Annotated in this window: 16 protein-coding genes; 7 read left to right on the top strand and 9 right to left on the bottom strand. The window is 71.6% G+C overall.

Annotation, left to right across the window (positions count from 1 at the left end; genetic code table 11):
• Positions 1-6: 6 nt before the first annotated feature.
• On the bottom strand, positions 7-1,629 hold the full coding sequence (locus tag F4560_RS27250; protein WP_184924507.1) for a glycosyl hydrolase family 18 protein: 1,623 nt from the start codon (positions 1,627-1,629) through the stop codon (positions 7-9).
• Between the two features lie 254 nt (positions 1,630-1,883).
• On the opposite strand from F4560_RS27250, the gene F4560_RS27245 reads away from it, so the two are divergent.
• Positions 1,884-2,987 carry a serine hydrolase domain-containing protein gene (locus F4560_RS27245; protein WP_184924505.1) on the top strand — a complete coding sequence of 368 codons (1,104 nt, stop codon included), beginning with the start codon at positions 1,884-1,886 and terminating at the stop codon, positions 2,985-2,987.
• A gap of 63 nt (positions 2,988-3,050) precedes the next feature.
• On the opposite strand, the gene F4560_RS27240 is transcribed toward F4560_RS27245, so the two are convergent.
• Positions 3,051-3,566: a carboxymuconolactone decarboxylase family protein gene (locus F4560_RS27240; RefSeq protein ID WP_184924504.1), complete on the bottom strand. Its 516-nt coding sequence runs from the start codon at positions 3,564-3,566 to the stop codon at positions 3,051-3,053.
• A 153-nt stretch (positions 3,567-3,719) separates the two neighbouring features.
• On the opposite strand from F4560_RS27240, the gene sigJ reads away from it, so the two are divergent.
• Positions 3,720-4,607, top strand: coding sequence for an RNA polymerase sigma factor SigJ (sigJ, locus tag F4560_RS27235; RefSeq protein WP_184924502.1), 888 nt, complete (start codon positions 3,720-3,722; stop codon positions 4,605-4,607).
• 136 nt (positions 4,608-4,743) lie between these two features.
• Here sigJ and F4560_RS27230 read toward each other — a convergent pair whose 3' ends face one another.
• Both F4560_RS27230 and F4560_RS27225 read right to left on the bottom strand, forming a co-directional pair.
• Positions 4,744-5,208, bottom strand: a complete 465-nt coding sequence (locus F4560_RS27230; protein WP_184924499.1) for a heme-degrading domain-containing protein — start codon at positions 5,206-5,208, stop codon at positions 4,744-4,746.
• Complete coding sequence (locus F4560_RS27225; RefSeq protein ID WP_184924497.1) at positions 5,205-6,224, bottom strand: Gfo/Idh/MocA family protein; 1,020 nt, start codon at positions 6,222-6,224, stop codon at positions 5,205-5,207. Before F4560_RS27225 ends, F4560_RS27230 begins: the two co-directional genes overlap by 4 nt.
• 52 nt (positions 6,225-6,276) lie before the next feature.
• Between F4560_RS27225 and F4560_RS27220 the strand changes: the two genes are divergently transcribed.
• Both F4560_RS27220 and F4560_RS27215 read left to right on the top strand, forming a co-directional pair.
• Positions 6,277-7,317, top strand: a complete 1,041-nt coding sequence (locus tag F4560_RS27220) for an ROK family transcriptional regulator (RefSeq protein ID WP_312869504.1) — start codon at positions 6,277-6,279, stop codon at positions 7,315-7,317.
• A 55-nt stretch (positions 7,318-7,372) separates the two neighbouring features.
• Positions 7,373-8,125, top strand: coding sequence for a PP2C family protein-serine/threonine phosphatase (locus tag F4560_RS27215; protein ID WP_184924493.1), 753 nt, complete (start codon positions 7,373-7,375; stop codon positions 8,123-8,125).
• Positions 8,126-8,140: 15 nt separating this feature from the next.
• Here the strand turns inward: F4560_RS27215 and F4560_RS27210 are convergent, their stop codons facing one another.
• Positions 8,141-8,818 carry an ArsR/SmtB family transcription factor gene (locus F4560_RS27210; RefSeq protein WP_221483660.1) on the bottom strand — a complete coding sequence of 226 codons (678 nt, stop codon included), beginning with the start codon at positions 8,816-8,818 and terminating at the stop codon, positions 8,141-8,143.
• A gap of 65 nt (positions 8,819-8,883) precedes the next feature.
• Here F4560_RS27210 and F4560_RS27205 point away from each other — a divergent pair, with 65 nt between their 5' ends.
• Positions 8,884-10,164, top strand: a complete 1,281-nt coding sequence (locus F4560_RS27205; RefSeq protein WP_184924489.1) for an isocitrate lyase/PEP mutase family protein — start codon at positions 8,884-8,886, stop codon at positions 10,162-10,164.
• Here F4560_RS27205 and F4560_RS27200 read toward each other — a convergent pair.
• The 3 genes from F4560_RS27200 to F4560_RS27190 form a co-directional block, all read right to left on the bottom strand.
• A complete protein-coding gene (locus tag F4560_RS27200; RefSeq protein WP_312869503.1) occupies positions 10,045-11,214 on the bottom strand; it encodes an MFS transporter in 1,170 nt (389 codons plus the stop codon). The genes F4560_RS27205 and F4560_RS27200 overlap by 120 nt on opposite strands.
• Before the next feature lie 96 nt (positions 11,215-11,310).
• Positions 11,311-12,570: a PepSY-associated TM helix domain-containing protein gene (locus F4560_RS27195; protein ID WP_184924487.1), complete on the bottom strand. Its 1,260-nt coding sequence runs from the start codon at positions 12,568-12,570 to the stop codon at positions 11,311-11,313.
• A 72-nt stretch (positions 12,571-12,642) separates the two neighbouring features.
• Entirely contained in the window at positions 12,643-13,164 is a 522-nt protein-coding gene (locus tag F4560_RS27190; RefSeq protein WP_184924485.1) for a hypothetical protein, read from the bottom strand.
• A gap of 393 nt (positions 13,165-13,557) precedes the next feature.
• Here F4560_RS27190 and F4560_RS27185 point away from each other — a divergent pair, with 393 nt between their 5' ends.
• Complete coding sequence (locus tag F4560_RS27185) at positions 13,558-16,215, top strand: helix-turn-helix transcriptional regulator (RefSeq protein ID WP_184924483.1); 2,658 nt, start codon at positions 13,558-13,560, stop codon at positions 16,213-16,215.
• Between the two features lie 62 nt (positions 16,216-16,277).
• On the opposite strand, the gene F4560_RS27180 is transcribed toward F4560_RS27185, so the two are convergent.
• On the bottom strand, positions 16,278-17,042 hold the full coding sequence (locus F4560_RS27180) for an NAD(P)H-binding protein (protein WP_184924481.1): 765 nt from the start codon (positions 17,040-17,042) through the stop codon (positions 16,278-16,280).
• Between the two features lie 61 nt (positions 17,043-17,103).
• Here F4560_RS27180 and F4560_RS27175 point away from each other — a divergent pair, with 61 nt between their 5' ends.
• Positions 17,104-17,769, top strand: coding sequence for a helix-turn-helix domain-containing protein (locus F4560_RS27175; protein ID WP_184924478.1), 666 nt, complete (start codon positions 17,104-17,106; stop codon positions 17,767-17,769).
• The last annotated feature ends 9 nt before the right edge of the window (positions 17,770-17,778 follow it).

The following is a 17,778-nucleotide window of genomic DNA, read 5'->3' as shown; positions in this document are numbered from 1 at the left end:
GAAGTGCTAGCGCAGGCCGTTGCCCATCGCGGTGATGAGCTCGCCGTTGGTGGTGTCACCGTCGAGCGCCCAGAAGAAGGCGCCGCCGAGACCCTGGTTCTTGGTGTACGTCATCTTGCCGCCGATGGTGGCCGGGGTGTCGTAGCTCCACCACTGGTTGCCGCAGAACGCGTACGCCGTGCCCGCGACGGTCCCGGTGGCCGGGCACTTCGTCTTCAGCACCTTGTAGTCGTCGATACCGGCCTCGTACGTGCCCGGCGCCGCGCCGGTCGCCGTGCCGCCCGGAGCAGCCTGCGTCACGCCCGTCCAGCCACGCCCGTAGAACCCGATGCCGAGCAGCAGCTTGGCCGCCGGCACGCCCTTGGCCTTCAGCTTCTGGATCGCCGCGTCGGAGTTGAACCCGGCCTGCGGGATGCCGGGGTACGCCGTCAGCGGCGAGTGCGGCGCCGTCGGACCCTGCGCCGCGAACGCGCCGAAGTAGTCGTACGTCATGACGTTGTACCAGTCGAGGTACTGCGCCGCGCCGCCGTAGTCGGCCGCGTCGATCTTGCCGCCGTTCGACCCGTCCGCCGTGATGGCGGCCGTTACCAGGTAGCTGGCGCCGAACCGGGTGCGCAGGGCCTGCGAGACCGTCTTCATCGAGCTGAAGCCGGACGTGTCGCAGGTCAGGCCGCAGGCGTTCGGGTACTCCCAGTCGATGTCGATGCCGTCGAACACGTCCGCCCAGCGCGGGTCCTCGACGAGCTTGTAGCAGGACTCGGCGAACGCGGCCGGGTTCTGCGCCGCCTGGCCGAAGCCGCCGGACCAGGTCCAGCCGCCGAACGACCACAGCACCTTGATGTGCGGGTACATCTTCTTCAGCTTGCGCAGCTGGTTGAACGAACCGCGCAGCGAACCGGCGTCCCACGTGTCCGCGACACCGTCGACGGAGTTCGCGGCGGTGTACGCCATGTCGTAGTCGGCGTAGGAGTCGCCGATGGTGCACTGGCCGTTCTGCACGTTGCCGAACGCGTAGTTGATGTGCGTCAGCTTCGAGGCCGAACCGCTGGTGTGGATGTTCTTCACGAAGTACTGGCGGCCGTAGACACCCCACTGGGTGAAGTAGCCGAGGTTCTTCCGCGTGCCGACCGGCGGGTTGCTGGTGGTCGTGGTCGGACCCGTGGTGGTCGTCGTGGTCGTGGTCGTCGTCGTGGTGGTAGTGGTCGTCGTCGGGTTGGTCCCGCCGGCGTCACACGACGCGCCGTTCAGCTTGCAGTTGGCCGGGCCGGAGTACGCGCCGGAGTAGGCGATGTTGAAGCCGAAGCTCACCGTGCCGCCGACGCCCACGCTGCCGTTCCACGTGTTCTTGACCGTCACGTGCTGGCCGCTGGCCGTGTACGAGCCGTCCCACAGGGAGCCGACCCGGTGGCCGGCGGGCAGGTCGAACTCGACGGTCCACGACGTGAGGGCGGACGTGCCGCCGTTCTTGATCGTGTACTTGCCCTCGTACCCGGTGCCCCAGTCCGAGCCCTTGCTGAAGGTGGCCGAAACGCCGCCCGCGCCGCTCGCCGCGGGCGCGACGACCAGCCCCACCACCAACGTGGCGACCGCCACGAACAACGCTGTGACATGCCATCGGATCTTGGACATCGTGCTCCTTGTCAGGAAAGGAGTGCAGGGTTGACGCCACCATGTGGTTCAGACCACTTCACGGTCAAGGTCTAGACCATTCTCGTCACTCGAATGGACTAGTGTCAGGGTCCTCGGAACCGGTTCCGCAGCTTCGCGACCACTAGGGGTGGATCAGCCTAAAGTCGCGCCCACTCCCAGACCAGGGGCCGACGTGCGGACGTCGCCGGACGGCAAGACTCGGTGTCCTCAACGTCAACAGGGAGGACACGTTGATGGGCAAGAGGGGAATCGCTCTGGCCGCCGTCGTGGGGTTGGCGGCCGTGGGCATCGGGGGGACGGCGGTAGCGGAGCCGGGGACCGCTGACCACCGGATCGACCGGAAGGTCGTGCAGCGCGCGTTGGACGACATGACCCGCACCGGGGCACAGGGGGTGCAGATCCGGGTCACCGACGGACGGCAGCAGTTCACCGCCCGCGCGGGCACGGCGAAGGTCGACTCGTCGCGGCCGGTGCCGACGGACGGCCGGTTCCGGGTCGGCAGCATCACCAAGACGTTCGTGTCGACGGTCGTGCTGCAGCTGGTCGGCGAGGGCGAGGTCGATCTCGACGCGCCCGTGCAGCGGTACCTGCCGGGCCTGCTGCCGGACGGCGACAAGATCACCGTGCGGCACCTGCTCCAGCACACCAGCGGCCTCTACAACTACACGAACGCGCTGCCGCTGAACCCGGACGAGTTCGAGGCCATCCGCTACAAGACGTGGACGCCCGCCGAGCTGGTCGCCCTGTCCACCGCGAAGCCGCTGGACTTCGCGCCCGGCACCGACTGGAAATACTCGAACACGAACTACGTCGTCGCCGGGATGCTGGTCGAGAAGGTCACCGGACGGCCGTACGAGGTCGCGGTGGCGCAGCGCATCCTGCGTCCGCTGGGTCTGGGCGCGACGTCCGTGCCCGGTACCCGCATCGGCATCCCCGGTCCGCACGCGCACGGGTACGTGCGGGTGGCCGGGCAGGTCGTCGACATCACCGAGATCAACCCGTCGATCGCGTACGCGGCGGGCGAGATGATCTCCACGACCGGCGACCTGGACCGGTTCGTGGACGCCCTGTTGGACGGCCGTCTGCTCGGTCCGGCGGAGCAGAAGGAGCTGACGTCGGTGCTGCCGAACACGCACGGCTACGGCCTAGGCTTCACGTCCACCGAACTGCCGTGCGGCGTCACGGTGTGGGGCCACAGCGGCGGCATCCCCGGCTACTCCAGCGTGATGGCGAGCACGCCGGACACGAAGACCCGCCTGACCGCGTCCATCACCTCCGCCCCCGACCCCGGTGAGTTGGAGGGCTACAACGAGGTGCTGAACGAGGTGTTCTGCTGACGATCCGGCACGGGTAGAAGCGGTGAGGGCACCCGGGTTCGGGTGCCCTCACCGCTCGGCGTCTCAGTCCCTCCACTGCTCCGCGGGCGCGACGCCCGGCAGCGGCCTGCCGATGAGGGCGACGGGGATGAAGAAGCAGACCTGGCCGATCGCCATGGCGAGCGTGGCGAGCGCCTTGTCGTCGTAGTGGGCGGACGCCTCGGCGTACAGCTCGTCGGGGACGCGCTCGCCGTGCGGGTTGGGGGTGAGCACGGCCTCGACGAGTGCCAGCGCGGCACGTTCGGCGGCGGTGAAGTGGGGTGCGTCCCGCCACGACGCGACGGCGGTGATGCGGTCCTCCGTCTCGCCGGCCTTGCGGAGGTTGCCGGTGTGCAGCGTGGTCAGGTAGGTGTTGCCGACGAGCTGCCCGGCGCGCAGGTGCACCAGGCCGACGGTGGTCTGCGGGACCGAGCCGTTGCCGACGGCCTTGAACAGGGCTCCGGCGACCTGCCCCATCTCGGGCACGAGCACGGCGGGGTTGGGCAGACGCGACTGGCGGGTGTCCTGCGTGGTGGTCCGGGTGTCCTGCGTGGTGGTCATGGTGGGATGCGTCCTTCCGGATTTCGTTGCTGTCACCGCCTTGACGCGTGGCGAGCGGTGGATGTGACCGGATCCCGGCGGTCACATCGCGGACGTTCCGTTCGTCATCGTCGTGAACGCCGGCAGTTCCGGCCGCCGACACGAGGGGTGACCATGAACGACAGCGACTTCCTGGCCGGGCGCTTCGAAGCACACCGCGGGCACCTGAAGGCGGTGGCCTACCGGATGCTCGGCTCGCTGACCGAGGCCGACGACGCAGTCCAAGAGGCCTGGCTGCGGCTGGCCCGCTCCGAGTCCGACGACATCGACAACCTCGGCGGCTGGCTGACCACCGTCGTGGGCCGGGTCTGCCTGGACATGCTGCGCTCACGCCGCCTGCGCCAGGAGGACCCGCTGGAGGACCGCCTGCCCGACCCGGTCGTCACCGACGAGGTGGTCGATCCCGAGCACCAAGTGGTGCTGGCCGACTCGGTGGGCCTGGCGCTGCTCGTGGTGCTGGAATCGCTCAACCCCGCCGAACGGCTGGCGTTCGTCCTGCACGACCTGTTCGGCATGCCATTCGAGGAGATCGCGCCGATCCTGGGCCGCACACCGGTCGCCGCCAGGAAACTGGCCAGCCGTGCCCGTCAACGCGTGCAGGGGGCGGCACCCGCACCGGACCCGGACCCGGCCGCTCAACGACGCGTGGTCGACGCCTTCCTGGCCGCCGCCCGCGGTGGCGACCTCACCGCACTTCTGGCCGTCCTGGACCCGGACGTCACGCTGCGCGCCGACGGTGGCAAGGCACTACCCGGCGGCATGAAGGTCCTGCACGGCGCACAGGCCGTGGCCGGTCAGCTCGCCACCTTCCACCGCATGGCGACCACCTCGACCACCCGCCCGGCCCTGGTCAACGGCGTGGCCGGACTGGTCAACACCGTCGATGGCGAACTCATCTCGATCATCGGCTTCACGATCGCCGACGAGAGGATCGTCGGGATCGACATCCTCTCCGACCCCGAGCGGCTGGCACGCCTCGACCTCGCCGGTCCGGAGCTGTAGTCCAGCGGTTCCAAGGCGGTGAAGGGCTTCCCAGGGGTGGGAAGCCCCTCACCGCCTTTCCGACGGCCGTCCGGGGGCAGGACGCTCGTCGGGTGGGGATGGGCACGCCGGCTGGGCGGCAGCCGGTGCGCCAGGGTCAGGCCGTGGTGGCGAGGAACTCCTCCAACTGCTCCACCACGAACGCGTGGTCGTCGGCCTGGGGCAGGCCGGACACCCCGACGGTGCCCACCATCCCCACGCCGGCGACGATCACGGGGAACACGCCGCCGTGCGCGGCGTAGCGGTCGGGGTCCAGGCGGGAGTCCACTTCGAACGTCTTGCCGTCCGCGCGGAAGCTCTCGCCGACCCGGTACGAGCTGCGGGCGAAGCGGTCGACCACCCGGCTCTTCCGGTCGATCCACTCGTCGTTGTCCGCGGACGTCCCCGGCAGCGCCGCGTGGAACAGGCGTTGCTGCCCGCGCCGCACCGAGATCGTCACCGGCAACGACCGTTCGCGGGCGGCCGACAGCAGGAACGCGCCCAACGCCAGCGCCACCTCGTTGTCGAACGACGGGAACACCAGCCGGGACTCCTGCTCGGCCAACGTCTCCAGCAAGCTCACAGCGACACCACCTGTCCGGTCCGGGCGGAGGTGAACGCCGCCTCGATGACTTCCAGCGCCCAGACCGCCGACTCGGGTTCCACCGGCACCGGGCCACCGTCGCGGAGCGCGGCGACCAGCAGCCGGTAGAACTCGGAGTAGGCGCCCGGCAGGCCGACGATCTCCTCGGTCGCGCCCGGCAGGACCAACCGGCCGGATGTCGACAAGTCGTCGAACGGCTTGCCGGCCGCCAGCGCGTCCTCCTGGCGGTCCAAGCCGTCCGAAACGTACGCGCCCGCCGACCCGAGCACCCGGAACCTCGGCCCGTGGTGTGGCGCGGCGGCGCTGGCCCACAGGTGCGAGCGAACGCCGTTCATGTGCGTCAACGCCACGAAGACGTCGTCGTCCACCTCGACGCCCGGCCGTCGCCGGTCCAGCTCCGCGTACACCGTCGCCACCGGCCCGAACAGCTCCATCGCCTGGTCCACGAGGTGCGCGCCCAGGTCGTACAGCAGCCCGCCGGCCTCCTCGGGCGCGCCCAACTCGCGCCAGTTGTCCCAGACGTCCGGCACCCAGCGCTCGAACCGGGATTCGAACCGGGTCACGGCGCCCAGCGCGCCGTCGGCCACCAGCGACCGGATCGTGCGGAAGTCGGAGTCCCACCGCCGGTTCTGGAAGACCGTCACCGGCACGTCCCGGTAGCGCGCCGCCTGGAGCACCCGGCGGGCGTCGGCGGACGTGGGCGCGAACGGCTTGTCCACCACGACCGGCAGGCCCGCCTCGATCGCCGACAGCGCCAGCGGCACGTGCGTGCGGTTGGGAGTGGCGATCACGACCAGGTCCAGGTCGAGCGCGAACAGCTCCTCGGCGGTGTGCGGCAGGGGGACGTCGGGGAACGCGGCCTGTGCCTGCGCCCGCCGTGCCGGGTCGGTCGTGACGACGGCGCTCAGCTCCATGCCGGGCGTCGCGGCGATCAGCGGTGCGTGGAACACGCGGCCGGCGATGCCGTAGCCGAGCAGTCCGGTGCGGAGAAGCATGGAGGGATTAAAGCAACGTCGTTTAGTAATTGCTAGATGCGATGATGGACCCGTGCCCAACTTGCGCTTCCTGCGGGGATACAACGACGCGGTAGTGCTGGGCTTGGCACGGTCCGGCGCGGTGACGAGGGTCGAGCTGGCCGACCGCAGCGGGCTCACGCCCCAGGCGGTGTCCAAGGTGGTGAACCGGCTCATCGACGACGGGCTGCTGGTCGAGTCCGGCACCCGGAACGTCGGCGTCGGCAAGCCGCGCACCCTGCTGAAGCTCGTCGCGGACAGCAGGCTCGCGCTCGGCGCCCAGGTCGAGCGGGACGAGCTGCGGGTCGTGCTCACCGACCTGGCGGGCACCGTGCTGGACCGGGCGGTCGCGCCGCTGCCGTGCGACTTCGACCCGCCGACGTTCGTGGCCGAGCTGAACCGCCTGGTGGACGGCCTGCGCAGTGACCGGCTGCTCGGCGTCGGCATCGGCTTCGTCGGACCGCTCGACCACCGCACCGGCGTGGTGCACTACCCGACCGGCCTGACCGCGTGGCACGACGTGCCGCTGCGGGCGATGGCGGAGAAGCAGCTCGGGCTGCCGGTCGTGCTCGACAAGGACACGAACACGGCGGTCGTCGCGGAGGCGTGGCGGCGCGGCGAGGAGCTGCGGGACGCGGTGCTCGTGCTCGTCGGCACGGGCCTCGGCATCGGGATGCTGCTCGACGGCCGCGTGCACCGGGGCGTGCGGACCAACGCGGGCGAGTACGGGCACACCACGCTCCAGCTCGACGGCCCGCCGTGCGTGTGCGGCCGGAGCGGGTGCATCGAGGCGCTGCACAACCTCGCCGCCGCCCGGGGCGACCTGGTCGAGGCGACGTCCATCGTGGGCGTGGCGGTGGCCGACCTGGTGCAGCTGCTGGACATCGACCACGTCGTGCTGGCCGGTCGCGCGGTGCTCGCGGAGCCCACCGCCTACGTCGAGGGCGTGCGGGCCCGGCTGCCCAAGGACGAGTGGCTGCCGGTGGACGTGTCGATCACCCCGCTGGGTGATGACGTGGTCGCGGCGGGTGCGGCCATGTTGCTCTTGAGCGAGTTTTACGGCCGTCCCAGGTGACCGGATTGGACATGCCCTGCTCACGGGCACTCGTGCGGGTGATTCACTGTGCGGCATGTATGCGCTCCGGTACGCCGTCGGCACCGACCCCGGCCTGCGCCGTGAAGCGAACGAAGACTCCGTGTACTTCAACGACCGCCTGTTCGCCGTAGCGGACGGCATGGGCGGTCACGCGTACGGCGAAGTGGCGAGTTCGATCGCGGTGGCGGTGCTGGCCGACCTCGACCTGGAGGCCGACGACCCCCTCGGAGAGCTGTCCGCCGCGGCGCGGGAGATCGCCATCCGGCTGACCGACCTGGCCGAGGAGAACTTCGACATGCGCGGCATGGGCACCACGCTCACCGCGCTGTGGTGGGACGGTGAGCGGTTCGCGGTCGGGCACATCGGCGACTCGCGCTGCTACGTCGTCCGCGAGGGCGTGCTGACCCAGGTCACCCGCGACCACACCATGGTCCAGGCGTTGGTGGACGACGGTCGGATGGCCGCCGAACAGGCCGCCGAGCACCCCGGCCGGTCCATGCTCATGCGGGCGCTCCAGGCGGGCAGCGCGCACGACCCGGACCTGTTCTTCCAGGACGTCGAGGCGGGCGACCGGTACCTGATCTGCTCGGACGGGCTGTCGGACGTGGTGGCCGAGGCGGACATCGCCCGACTGCTGACGGCCACGGCGGACGGTGACGAGACCGTGCGCACGCTGATCGAGGCGGCGAACGCGGGCGGCGGCCCGGACAACATCACCTGCGTCGTGGTCGACGTGATGCCGGCGGGGAACGCCTCCTGGCTGCCGAATTGGCTGACGCGCGTCTAAGCGTCGCCTAGGCGGCTAGACCGGTAGCACGCCGAGCAGGTCGCGCAGAGCCGCTTCACCGGTCGGCGTGAGGCGGACGGCGCGGCCGGTGCCGATCCGGCGCACCCAGTTCCGGGCGTGGAGGTGGGCGCACACGTGCGCGCCCACCGTGCCCGCGAGGTGCGAACGGCGTTCCGTCCAGTCCAGGCACGCCCTGGCGAGCGGACGGCGGGTGCCGGGCGGGGTGAACGCGAGTTCGGCCTCGAGCCACGCCAGGCCGTCGTCGGTGATCGTCAGTCCGTCGGTGAGCAGGCCGCGGGCCGTCATGGCGTCGGTGATGGCCACGCCCAGCCGTCCGGCGAGGTGGTCGTAGCACGTCCGGCCGCGCCGCAGAGCCTGGTCGGCGGCGGACGCGCGGAGCGTGGGTTTCGCCGGTTCGGTCGGCCCGAGGTAGCCGAGCAGGTCTTCGAGCAGTTGAGCCTGCTTCGGACCGGCGAGCTGGACGTACCGGTGGCGGCCTTGCCGGCGTTCGACCAGCAGACCGCCGTGGACGAGCCTGTTCAGGTGCTCGCTGGCCGTGGACGGCGCGACTTCGGCGGCGTCGGCCAGCTCACCGGACGTCCACGCCTTGCCGTCCATGAGCGCGAGCAGGAACCGGGCACGGCTGCGGTCGGCCAGCAACGCGGCCAGGTTCGCCAGTTCGTCGGCTGCCATGCCCGCCATTGTGCGCCGACGACGGTTCGGCGTGCGCCGAAGCAACCGGGCCTTACGTTGGCCGCATGAGCTTCTTGCATGACAAGTCCTACGTGGTGACTCCGGTGCCCGCGGCCGAGTCGGGCGTCGCGTGGCTGCGGGCCGGGGTGGTGCGGTTCAGCGAGGGCGCCGACCACGAGCGGCGGCGCGCGTTCGTGGAGCGGACTCTGTCCACTGTGGATCTTCAGTCGTTGCGGCGGCCGGGGATGCCGGTGGCGGTGTTGGCCGAGGCGCTGGGATTGCCCCGGTCGGTCGCCGGGGACGTGGCGGTGGCGGCCCGGTGCTACCAGCCGCACGTCGACGTGACGCCTGAGGCTGATGAGGCGGTCGCGCGGCTGGTCGCGGCGTGCGGCGGGGTGTGGGACGAGGAGACGGCCAACCGGATCGGGTTGCTGGTGCAGGCGTGTGACGCGACGCGGGCGCTGATCGCCGGGGTCGAGCCGCCGGTGCCGGTGACGCGGCGGGTCGCGCCGGACGGGTCGGTGGTCGAAGTGGACCTGAGCGACGCGTGGTTCGGGGCCGGGCGGCATGAGTGCCCGGGGCAGGCGCACGCGTGGGCGTTGGTCGAGGGGGCGCGGGCGTTCCACCGGTTGCACGACGACTTCCTAGTGCTGCCGAACGCGTGGGACTTCGCGTCGGCGGCGGCGTTGGCGCGGGCCGGGTTCCCGGCCATCGGGACGACCAGCTTGGGCGTCGCGGCGGCACACGGGATTCCGGACGCGACCGGTGTGGCACGTGAGGAGACGCTGGCGCTGGCCCGGATGCTGGTGCGGCTGCCGGTTCCGATCACGGTGGACGTCGAGGCCGGATTCGGTGACGTGCGGTCGTTGGCGGCCGAACTGTGGGAGCTGGGCGTGGCCGGGGTGAACGTCGAGGACGGGCGCGGTGAAGGCCTGGCCGATCCCGGCGAGCAGACGGCGATCGTGCGTGCGTTCAAGGACGCCGCGCCCGGCTTGTTCGTCAACGCCCGGGTCGACACGCACTGGCTGGGCGTCGACCGGGACTCCACCGTCGACCGCGCGCTCCGCTACGTGGACGCGGGCGCCGACGGCGTCTTCGTGCCCGGCCTCACCGACAAACGGGACATCGCCGACGTCGTCGCGGCCGTCCCCGTGCCCCTGAACGTCTTGGCACAGCTGGACGTCCGGACGTTGAAGGACCTGGGTGTCCGCCGCGTCAGCACCGGCTCACTCCTGTTCCGCGCCGCGCTCGGCGAGGCCGTCCGGACCGCTCAAGCCGTGCGCGACGGCGTCCCGATCCCGCCGGACATCCCCACGTACGGCGAGGTTCAGTCGCTGACCGACTAGGAACACCGCGAGCGCCAGCACCGGCACGGACACGCCGACCACGCCGCCGAACACCCACGCCGCGTACACGGTGAACGCGAACACCTCGCTCGCCAGCCCCGCCACCGACGTCACGGTCGCCCGCGCGTCACCGGTGATCCGCTCCTGCAACCGGGCCTCGGCGGTCACCAACACCAGCCGGTACACGCCGTAGAACACCGCCACCACCGCCAACCCCGCCGGGTGGCCGACCAGACCGGCCGCGCCGAGCAGCACCGCCACTCCGCCCAGCAACACCCCCAACGGCAGCCGCGTGCCACCCAACGCGGCGCCGGCGGCACCGGCCAGCGGGATGGCCAACGTCGCCAGCGGCACCAGCGCCACGGGCACCCGCCAGTCCGCCGCGATCAGCGGGAAGTACTCCTCGAACGCGTCGATCGCGGCCAGCATCGCCACGACCAGCACCGCCAGGCGGACGTCCAGCACGCGCGCGGTCTCGGACAGACCGGACCGCAACGTGGCCAGGTAGCTCTCCCGTTCCGGTCGCGGTGTCTCCGGCAGCCGGGTCGCCACCAGGGCCGCGCCCAGGCACGTCGCCACGCTCACCCAACCGACCAGGACGAATCCGCCGGTCGAGAACAGCACGGTGGCCAGGAGGGCGGCCGGGATCTGGGCCAGCAGGCCGACCGCCGTGACCCGACCGAGGACCTTGCCGAAGTGCGAGACCGCGCCGGCCGCCGCGAGACCGTCGTGCAACAGGGCTTCCACCGAGCCCGACGACATCGCGCCGCCCACGCCCCAGAGCACGAAACCCACCGCGAACCCGGTGAACCCGGGCAACACCGTCCACAACGCGTAACCGGCGGCTTGGCACACGCCTGCGCCGACGATCGACCACTTCCGCGAGAACCGGTCCGCGAACGCGCCGAACGGCACTTCCGCCACGACCCCGACGGTCGACCAGATCGCGAACAGGACCGAGATCTCGACATCCGACAACCCGGTGGACACGAACAGCAGCGCGTACAGCGGGTAGATCGGCACGGTGTCGGCCAGGAGCGCCCAGCCCACCGCGAGGCGGGCGAGCGGCCGAGCCGGGGGCGGTAACGGGCGTCAACCAAAGGGCATGGCCCAGGCTAACCCGCGCCCGGCTCGGCCGTCACGCGGTTAAACCGGCTCCGCGACCTTCGCGCGCCGTCGGCTCAGCAGCGCGTCCACCAGCAGGAACGCCACCAGGCTCAGCCCGAACAGCGGCACGAACCAGCCAACGCCCGCCGCCAGGAGCAGCACGACGACGAGCTGACCGCGTGGCGCCTTCCGCCACTGCCCGCGCGGCACCGGTCGGCCGAAACCGCCGGTCGGGCGGCGCAGCCACCACATCCGGTAGCCCAGGACCACCAAGGCCACCAAGCCGAGCCCGAATGCCAGCAGCAGCACCTGGTTCGGCCAGCCGAACAGGACGCCCATGTGCGCGTCGATGCCCCACCGGCTGAGCTTCGCCGCCAGCGGGTAGTCGGCGAACCGCACCTGGTCCACCACCGTGCCGCCCGAGACGGCCACCGCGTCGACCTGGGACGGCCAGCCACGTTCGATCTCGGTCACCGTCCACGGCGCGTGGGCGGACGCGGGCAGGCTGATCTCCACGCCGCCCGCGTCGATCCCCGCCGCACGTGCGGTCGCCAGCACGGCGTCCACATCGGACGGTGACGCCGACGACGTCATGCCGCCGTGCCCGGCGTGGTCGCCCGCACCGAGCGACGGTGTGGTCCAGCCCAGCGTCTTGCGCAGGTCGGCGACGTTCTCCCCGGCGTAGGTCGACCACGTCAGCCCGGTCGCGGACAGGACCAGCGCGCCGACCAGCACCCACAGGCCGAGCAGGGCGTGCCGCCGGGTCGTGGGCTTGGTCCGCTGGGTGCGCCGGCGGCTGAACCACAGGAACACACCGCCCAGTGCGACCACCCACAGCCACGACGCGGCCAGTTCGCTGTACAGGCGGCCGGGTTCACCGAGCAGCAGGTTGCGGTGGATCTCGTCGATCGTGGTGCGCAACGGCAGCACGCCGGTGGTGCCGTAGGTCATCAGGTCGCCGACCACCGTGCCGTCGGCCGGGTTCACGAACACCGTCGGCCGGGCTTCACCGTCATCGGCGAACAGCACGCGGGTCGTCGCGCCGGGTTCGGGCGCCGGTCGGACGGCCACCACGTCGTCGTCCGGCCGGGTCGCCACCGCGGCCCGGACCTGGTCGGCCAACGGCACCGACGACGTGGACACGGGCACGCGCAATTGGTCGGAGTAGAGCCACGACTCCAGTTGGGGTGTCGCGGCGTAGAGGACGCCGGTCAGGGTGGCGATCAACACGAACGGGCCGACGAGCACGCCCGCGTAGAAGTGGAAGCGCAGCACAAGGCCGCGCCAGGACTCGGTCATGGCGAGAACTCCTGGGTATGGGGGGATGCCACCGGTCCCCGGACTCGGGACGGTGGTGGGAAGGGCGCATACCTAGGAGTGGGGCGGGCCGCGGCGGGGCAGCGTGCGGCGGCGCAGGACTTCCGACAGCGGCTGCGGCGCGTGGGCGGCGATCGGGATGCGCAGCGGCGCGACCGCCGGTGGTGGGCTGAGCCTGCGCGGCAGGACGGACGCGAGGGCGGCGGCCAGCCGGAACACGGCCTGTTCGAAGCCCGCCAGGGCCGCGACGACGATCGCCGTGGCCGCCAGGTGGGTCAGCGCCATCGACGGCGCCGGCAGCAGGTCACGCGGGTGCCGGGAGAGCACGGCCAGGAACACGTGCGCGGCCACCTGCACCACGCCGACCAGCCCGAGCAGTTCGGCGAACCCGAGTTGCCGGTCGGTCAGCGGCACGCACGTCCACGCCATGGCCAGCGCGAACACCAGCACGTGCGGGAGGGAGGGGACGTGGCCGCCGCCGCTCGCGTGCGCCAGCACGGCCAGCAGGCCGGTGGACAGCCCGACCGCACCGCAGCGCACCACGCGTGCGGCGCCTCGGGTCGGGGCCGGTGCCACGCTTTCGCAGCCTAGCGGTGGGAGCGCCGCGACAGGAGGGGCGAATGGGTGGGTAGCCGGACGCCGTTGTCCGCGCGACCCCCATTGCGGGTTATCGCACAACCCGCGTGGAATAGTGCCGGTCAGTTGTAGGGCATTCCGCCGAACGGGCTGGTGGACACCTGTGCGGCGGTGGTGAAGACGGCGACCAGCAGGGCGGCGACGAGCACTCGTGCGTTTCGCATGTGTTCTCCAGGTCGACGGTGTCGGGGAATTCCGGCGATTACCGTGGCATTGCACCGTGGCACGTCGGGCGGAATCGGTGTGAACAAACGGAGAACTGCGCGACGATCAGGTTAATCCGCCGTTACTTAACATCTTGTTAACCTGGCGTTAGCGCCGTATTCTCAAAGTGTGCGCGCCGTCACACTGCGTCTCGCGGGCCGCGAGCGGGAGATCGGCCGCCTACTGGGGCTGGTGGACGAGCTGTCCCACGGGCGGGGCACCGCGCTGCTCGTGGAGGGTGAGCCGGGCATCGGCAAGACGGCGCTGGTCCGCGCGGCGTGTGACGTGGCGGCGGTCCGCGGGTTCCGGGTCTGCCGGGGCGCGGGTGACGAGCTGGGCCGTCCCCTGCCACTGCTTCCCCTGTTGGACGCGCTGGCCGCGGGCCGGTCGGAGAGTGCCGCGGTCACCGCCGAACGCCTGCTGGCGCGGGTGGACGACCTGTGCGCGATCGGCCCGGTGGTGCTGGTGCTGGACGACCTCCAGTGGGCGGACGAGGCCAGCGTCGCGGTGTGGCGGCGGCTGGCTGGGCTCGTGCCGCAACTGCCGTTGCTGCTGATCGGCGTGCTGCGACCGTTGCCGCGCCGGGACGACCTGGCCGCGTTGCGCAAGGGTGTGACCCGATTATCGGTGCCGCGGCTCGGGTCGGCGGCCGTGGTGGAGCTGGCCGGTGAACTGGCCGGCGGCACACCGGACGAGGCGTTGGCACGACTCGCGGAGGACGCCGGAGGCAACCCGCTCTACCTGGTCGAGCTGGTCGAGGCGCTGTTGCGCGGCGGCGCGATCGAGGTGGACGCCCGTGGGGTCGCCCGGTTGACCGACTCCGGCGTGCCGCCGTCGTTGTCGGCCGCGATCGCGGACCGGATCGGGTTCCTGGGCGCGGAGGTGCGCCGGGTGCTCGTGGCCGCCGCGTTGCTCGGCGTGGACTTCCCGGTCGCCGATCTGGCCGCGGTGCTGGGGATGCGGGTGGTGGACCTGCTGCCCGCGTTGCAGGAGGCGACTTTGGCGGGCGTGCTGGTGGACGGCACGGCCGGTCTGTCGTTCCGGCATCCGTTGGTGCGCACGGCTTTGTACGACGAGGTGCCGGAGGCGGCGCGCGGGGCGTGGCACGTCGAGGCGGCCCGTTCGTTGGTCGACACGGGCGCGGGCGTGGACCGGGTGACGCGGCAGCTGCTCGCGGCCGACGACCGGATGCCGGACTGGGTGGCGGAGTGGCTGGTCGCGCACGGCTCGACGCTGGTCGCGCATGCGCCCGAGGCCGCCGTGGACCTGTTCGGCCGGGTGATAGCGGCGCCGAACGTCGGGTCACGGCGTGGGGAGCTGCTGGCGCACCTGGCCGAGGCGCGGTTCCGGCTGGGCGATCACCACGGCGCCGAGGCCGTGGCGTTGGCCGGTCTGGAGCACGGGACGCTCGTGGACCTGCACTGGACGCTGGCGCAGTGCCGCAGCATGACGGGGCGTTCGGCGGAGACGTTGGTGGAGGTGGAGCGCGCGCTCGCGGCACCCGAGCTGGCTGCTTCGGACCGGGCACGGCTGCTCGTGCTGGCCGCCCGTGCGCACTGGGACATCGGTGACCTGGACGCAGCCGAACGGCTCGCGCAGGCGGCGTTGGTCGGCGGCGACCGGTGGGCCACGAGCTGGGCGCTGCACGTCCGCACGATCGTGGCCATGGCGCGTGGCCGGATGGCCGAGGCGTTGCCGCTGTTCGACCGGGCGCTGGCGGTGGCCATGGGTGAGCCGGCGGCGTCGGACCTGCGGTTGCTGCTCCAGATCAACCAGGCCGTGACGTTGGGGGAGCTGGACCGGGGCGCGGAGGCCATCGCGTCGGCCCAGGTCGTCCGGTCCGCCGCCGACCAGGTCGGGAACCTCGTGCGGCTCGCGCAGGCGCAGAGCGCTTTGGGACAGCTGCTGCTGGACGCGGGCCGGTGGGACGAGGCGCTGGTCGACGTCGACTTGTTGGCCGACGACCTGAAGCACCCGATGGTGTCCCGGTGCGATCACGGGGTGGCGGCGTTGATCCACCTGCACCGGGGTGACGCGGAGGGTGCGCGGCGGCACCTGGACGTGGCGGGCACGGGCTTGGACGGGCACGTGATCGGGCCGTTGGCGCTGGCGGTGAGCCTGTCGCTGGAGCAGGCCGGACGGGTGCGGGAGGCGTGGTCGGTGCTGACCGGGTGGGATTCGGTGGAGGACCTGCTGCCGGACTTCGTGCGGCTGGCGGTGGAGCTGGGTGAGGACGCGTCGGCGGCGGTCGCGCACGCGGAGGCGTTGGCTGTGGAACTGGACGTGCCGCATCGGCGTGCGTCCGCGGCGTATTGCAGGGCGTTGGTGTCGGCGGACCCGGTGGGGTTGTTGCACGCGGCCGAGGAGTACCGGGTGGCGGGGCGGATGTTGTTCCGCGCCAAGGCTTTGTCGGGTGCGGCGGAGCTGTTCGCGGCGTCGGGTGACCGGTCGTCGGCGCGGGCGGCGATGAGCCACGCGGTGGACGTGCACGCGGAGTTGGGCGCGGAGTGGGACTCGACCCGGTTGCTGGCGCGGTTGCGGGAGCACGGCATCCGGCGTGGCCCGCACGCCAAGCACCGGCGGGCCACGCACGGGTGGGAGAGCCTCACCCCGATGGAGCTGAAGGTCACCGAGTTGGTGGTGACGGGGTTGTCGAACCGGCAGATCGGCGAGCGGCTGTTCCTCTCCGGCCGCACGGTGGCCACGCATGTGTCACACGTGTTGGCCAAGCTCGGTGTTCGTTCGCGGACGGACATCGCCCGTGAAGCAATCCGACACTGTGTTTGATGGCCGCTGCTCCGCAGACGGCGGCTCGGTCGCCTGGGAAGTCGACCTCGCGGCGCGTCCGGTCAAGACGCCGGATAGCGGTCCCGGGCCCAAGTGGCGTACGTGCGTGCCGGTCGGCCCAGGATCTCCGCGATATCGCCCGACAGGATCGACACGTCTTCGGGGCGGATCGCGCGCAGGCCCTCCGCGTACGCCTCCGGCAGCGCATCCAGTGGTACGTCTACTGTAGACAATGTGCGACCGAGAACTTCCGCCAGCACGGCCACTTGGTCGGGGATGCCGAGCAGTTCCGGGCCGGTGAGCGTGTACACCCGCCCGTGATGGTCGTGGACAAGGGCTTCGACGGCCACTTCGGCCAGGTCGCGCGGGTCGACGACACCGAGCTTGATCGCGCCCATCGGGTTCGGGATCGGCTCGCCGGCGGCGATCTGCGCCGCCCACTGGAGCGAGTTCGACGCGAACACGTTGGGGCGCAACAACGTCCACGACGGGAACTCGCGGGCGGCCTCCTCGCCGGGACGGTGCCATTCGGCGACCGGGCCGACCGGGATGGCGGACAGCTTCACCACCTTGGACACGCCCGCGCGCTTCGCCGCGTTGAGCACGGCCAGGTCGTAGGCGGCCACGTCGGGGGTGCCCGGACCGAGCAGGAACACCGTGTCCACGCCCTCCACGGCCTGGTCCAGGGACGCCGGATCGGTGTGGTCGCCGTGGACCTGGTCGGCGGCGGGCGTGCGCGACATGGCGCGGAAACCGACCTCGCGGTCGGTGAGGAGGCGGACTACTTCGCGGCCGACGGTGCCGGTGGCACCCGTGATCAGGAACATGGGACGAGTCTGGTTCGACGAGGTCGGGAAGGTCTTGGAAGTTTCGGCGGTTGGTGTGGACGTGGACCAACTCTTGCGGCCGTGGGTCAGTGCGATGGACAGCCAGTTGTACGAAGGCGACACGTACGTGCTCGAACCGGACGCCGCGACCTCGCTGGTGATGTGCACCGAGACCAAGGGCGCGATGGTCGTCGGGCCGCAGGACAAGGCCCGGTACCACAACTGGCGGACGGCGCAGCGGACCGTCGTGCGGTTGACGCCGGGGCGGGCGCAGGCGGTGCTGGACGTGCCGGTGGACGAGTTGGCCGGCCGCGTCGTGCCGCTGAGCGAGGTGTGGGGGCGGTCGGTGGGTGACGAGGCCGAGCTGACGTCCGTGCTGCTGGGGCGGGTCGCGTCGGCCGATCCGAGGCGGTCGGACCTGGTGCACGCGGCGGCGCGGTTGCTGCGGACGCACGGCGTGGCGGACACGGCGCGGGCGTTGGACGTCAGCGAACGGCACTTGCGGACGTTGTTCACCAGGGCGGTCGGGTTGTCGCCCAAGCAGTTCGCCCGGGTTGACCGGGTTCGGCGGGTGGTGGCGCGGGGCAAGCGCGGCGAGTGGGCGCGGTTGGCCGCCGAGTTGGGCTACTACGACCAGGCCCACCTGACCACGGAGTTCCGCAACACCATGGGCGTGCCGCCCGGTGCGTACGTGGCGGGCAACCTGCCGGCGGCGACGCCTTGCTAGAGGCTTCCT

The organism is Saccharothrix ecbatanensis (genome assembly GCF_014205015.1).
GTDB lineage: Bacteria > Actinomycetota > Actinomycetes > Mycobacteriales > Pseudonocardiaceae > Actinosynnema > Actinosynnema ecbatanense.
This window is presented reverse-complemented; position numbering and strand designations above follow the sequence as displayed.

Excerpts from the sequence above, each read along its gene's own strand:
- F4560_RS27245 (WP_184924505.1), top strand. The coding sequence starts at position 1,884 with ATGGGCAAGAGGGGAATCGCTCTGGCCGCCGTCGTGGGGTTGGCGGCC.
- F4560_RS27215 (WP_184924493.1), top strand. The coding sequence starts at position 7,373 with ATGTATGCGCTCCGGTACGCCGTCGGCACCGACCCCGGCCTGCGCCGT.
- F4560_RS27205 (WP_184924489.1), top strand. The coding sequence starts at position 8,884 with ATGAGCTTCTTGCATGACAAGTCCTACGTGGTGACTCCGGTGCCCGCG.
- F4560_RS27180 (WP_184924481.1), bottom strand. The coding sequence starts at position 17,042 with ATGTTCCTGATCACGGGTGCCACCGGCACCGTCGGCCGCGAAGTAGTC.
- F4560_RS27250 (WP_184924507.1), bottom strand. The coding sequence starts at position 1,629 with ATGTCCAAGATCCGATGGCATGTCACAGCGTTGTTCGTGGCGGTCGCC.
- F4560_RS27225 (WP_184924497.1), bottom strand. The coding sequence starts at position 6,224 with ATGCTTCTCCGCACCGGACTGCTCGGCTACGGCATCGCCGGCCGCGTG.
- F4560_RS27210 (WP_221483660.1), bottom strand. The coding sequence starts at position 8,818 with ATGGCAGCCGACGAACTGGCGAACCTGGCCGCGTTGCTGGCCGACCGC.
- sigJ (WP_184924502.1), top strand. The coding sequence starts at position 3,720 with ATGAACGACAGCGACTTCCTGGCCGGGCGCTTCGAAGCACACCGCGGG.
- F4560_RS27240 (WP_184924504.1), bottom strand. The coding sequence starts at position 3,566 with ATGACCACCACGCAGGACACCCGGACCACCACGCAGGACACCCGCCAG.
- F4560_RS27195 (WP_184924487.1), bottom strand. The coding sequence starts at position 12,570 with ATGACCGAGTCCTGGCGCGGCCTTGTGCTGCGCTTCCACTTCTACGCG.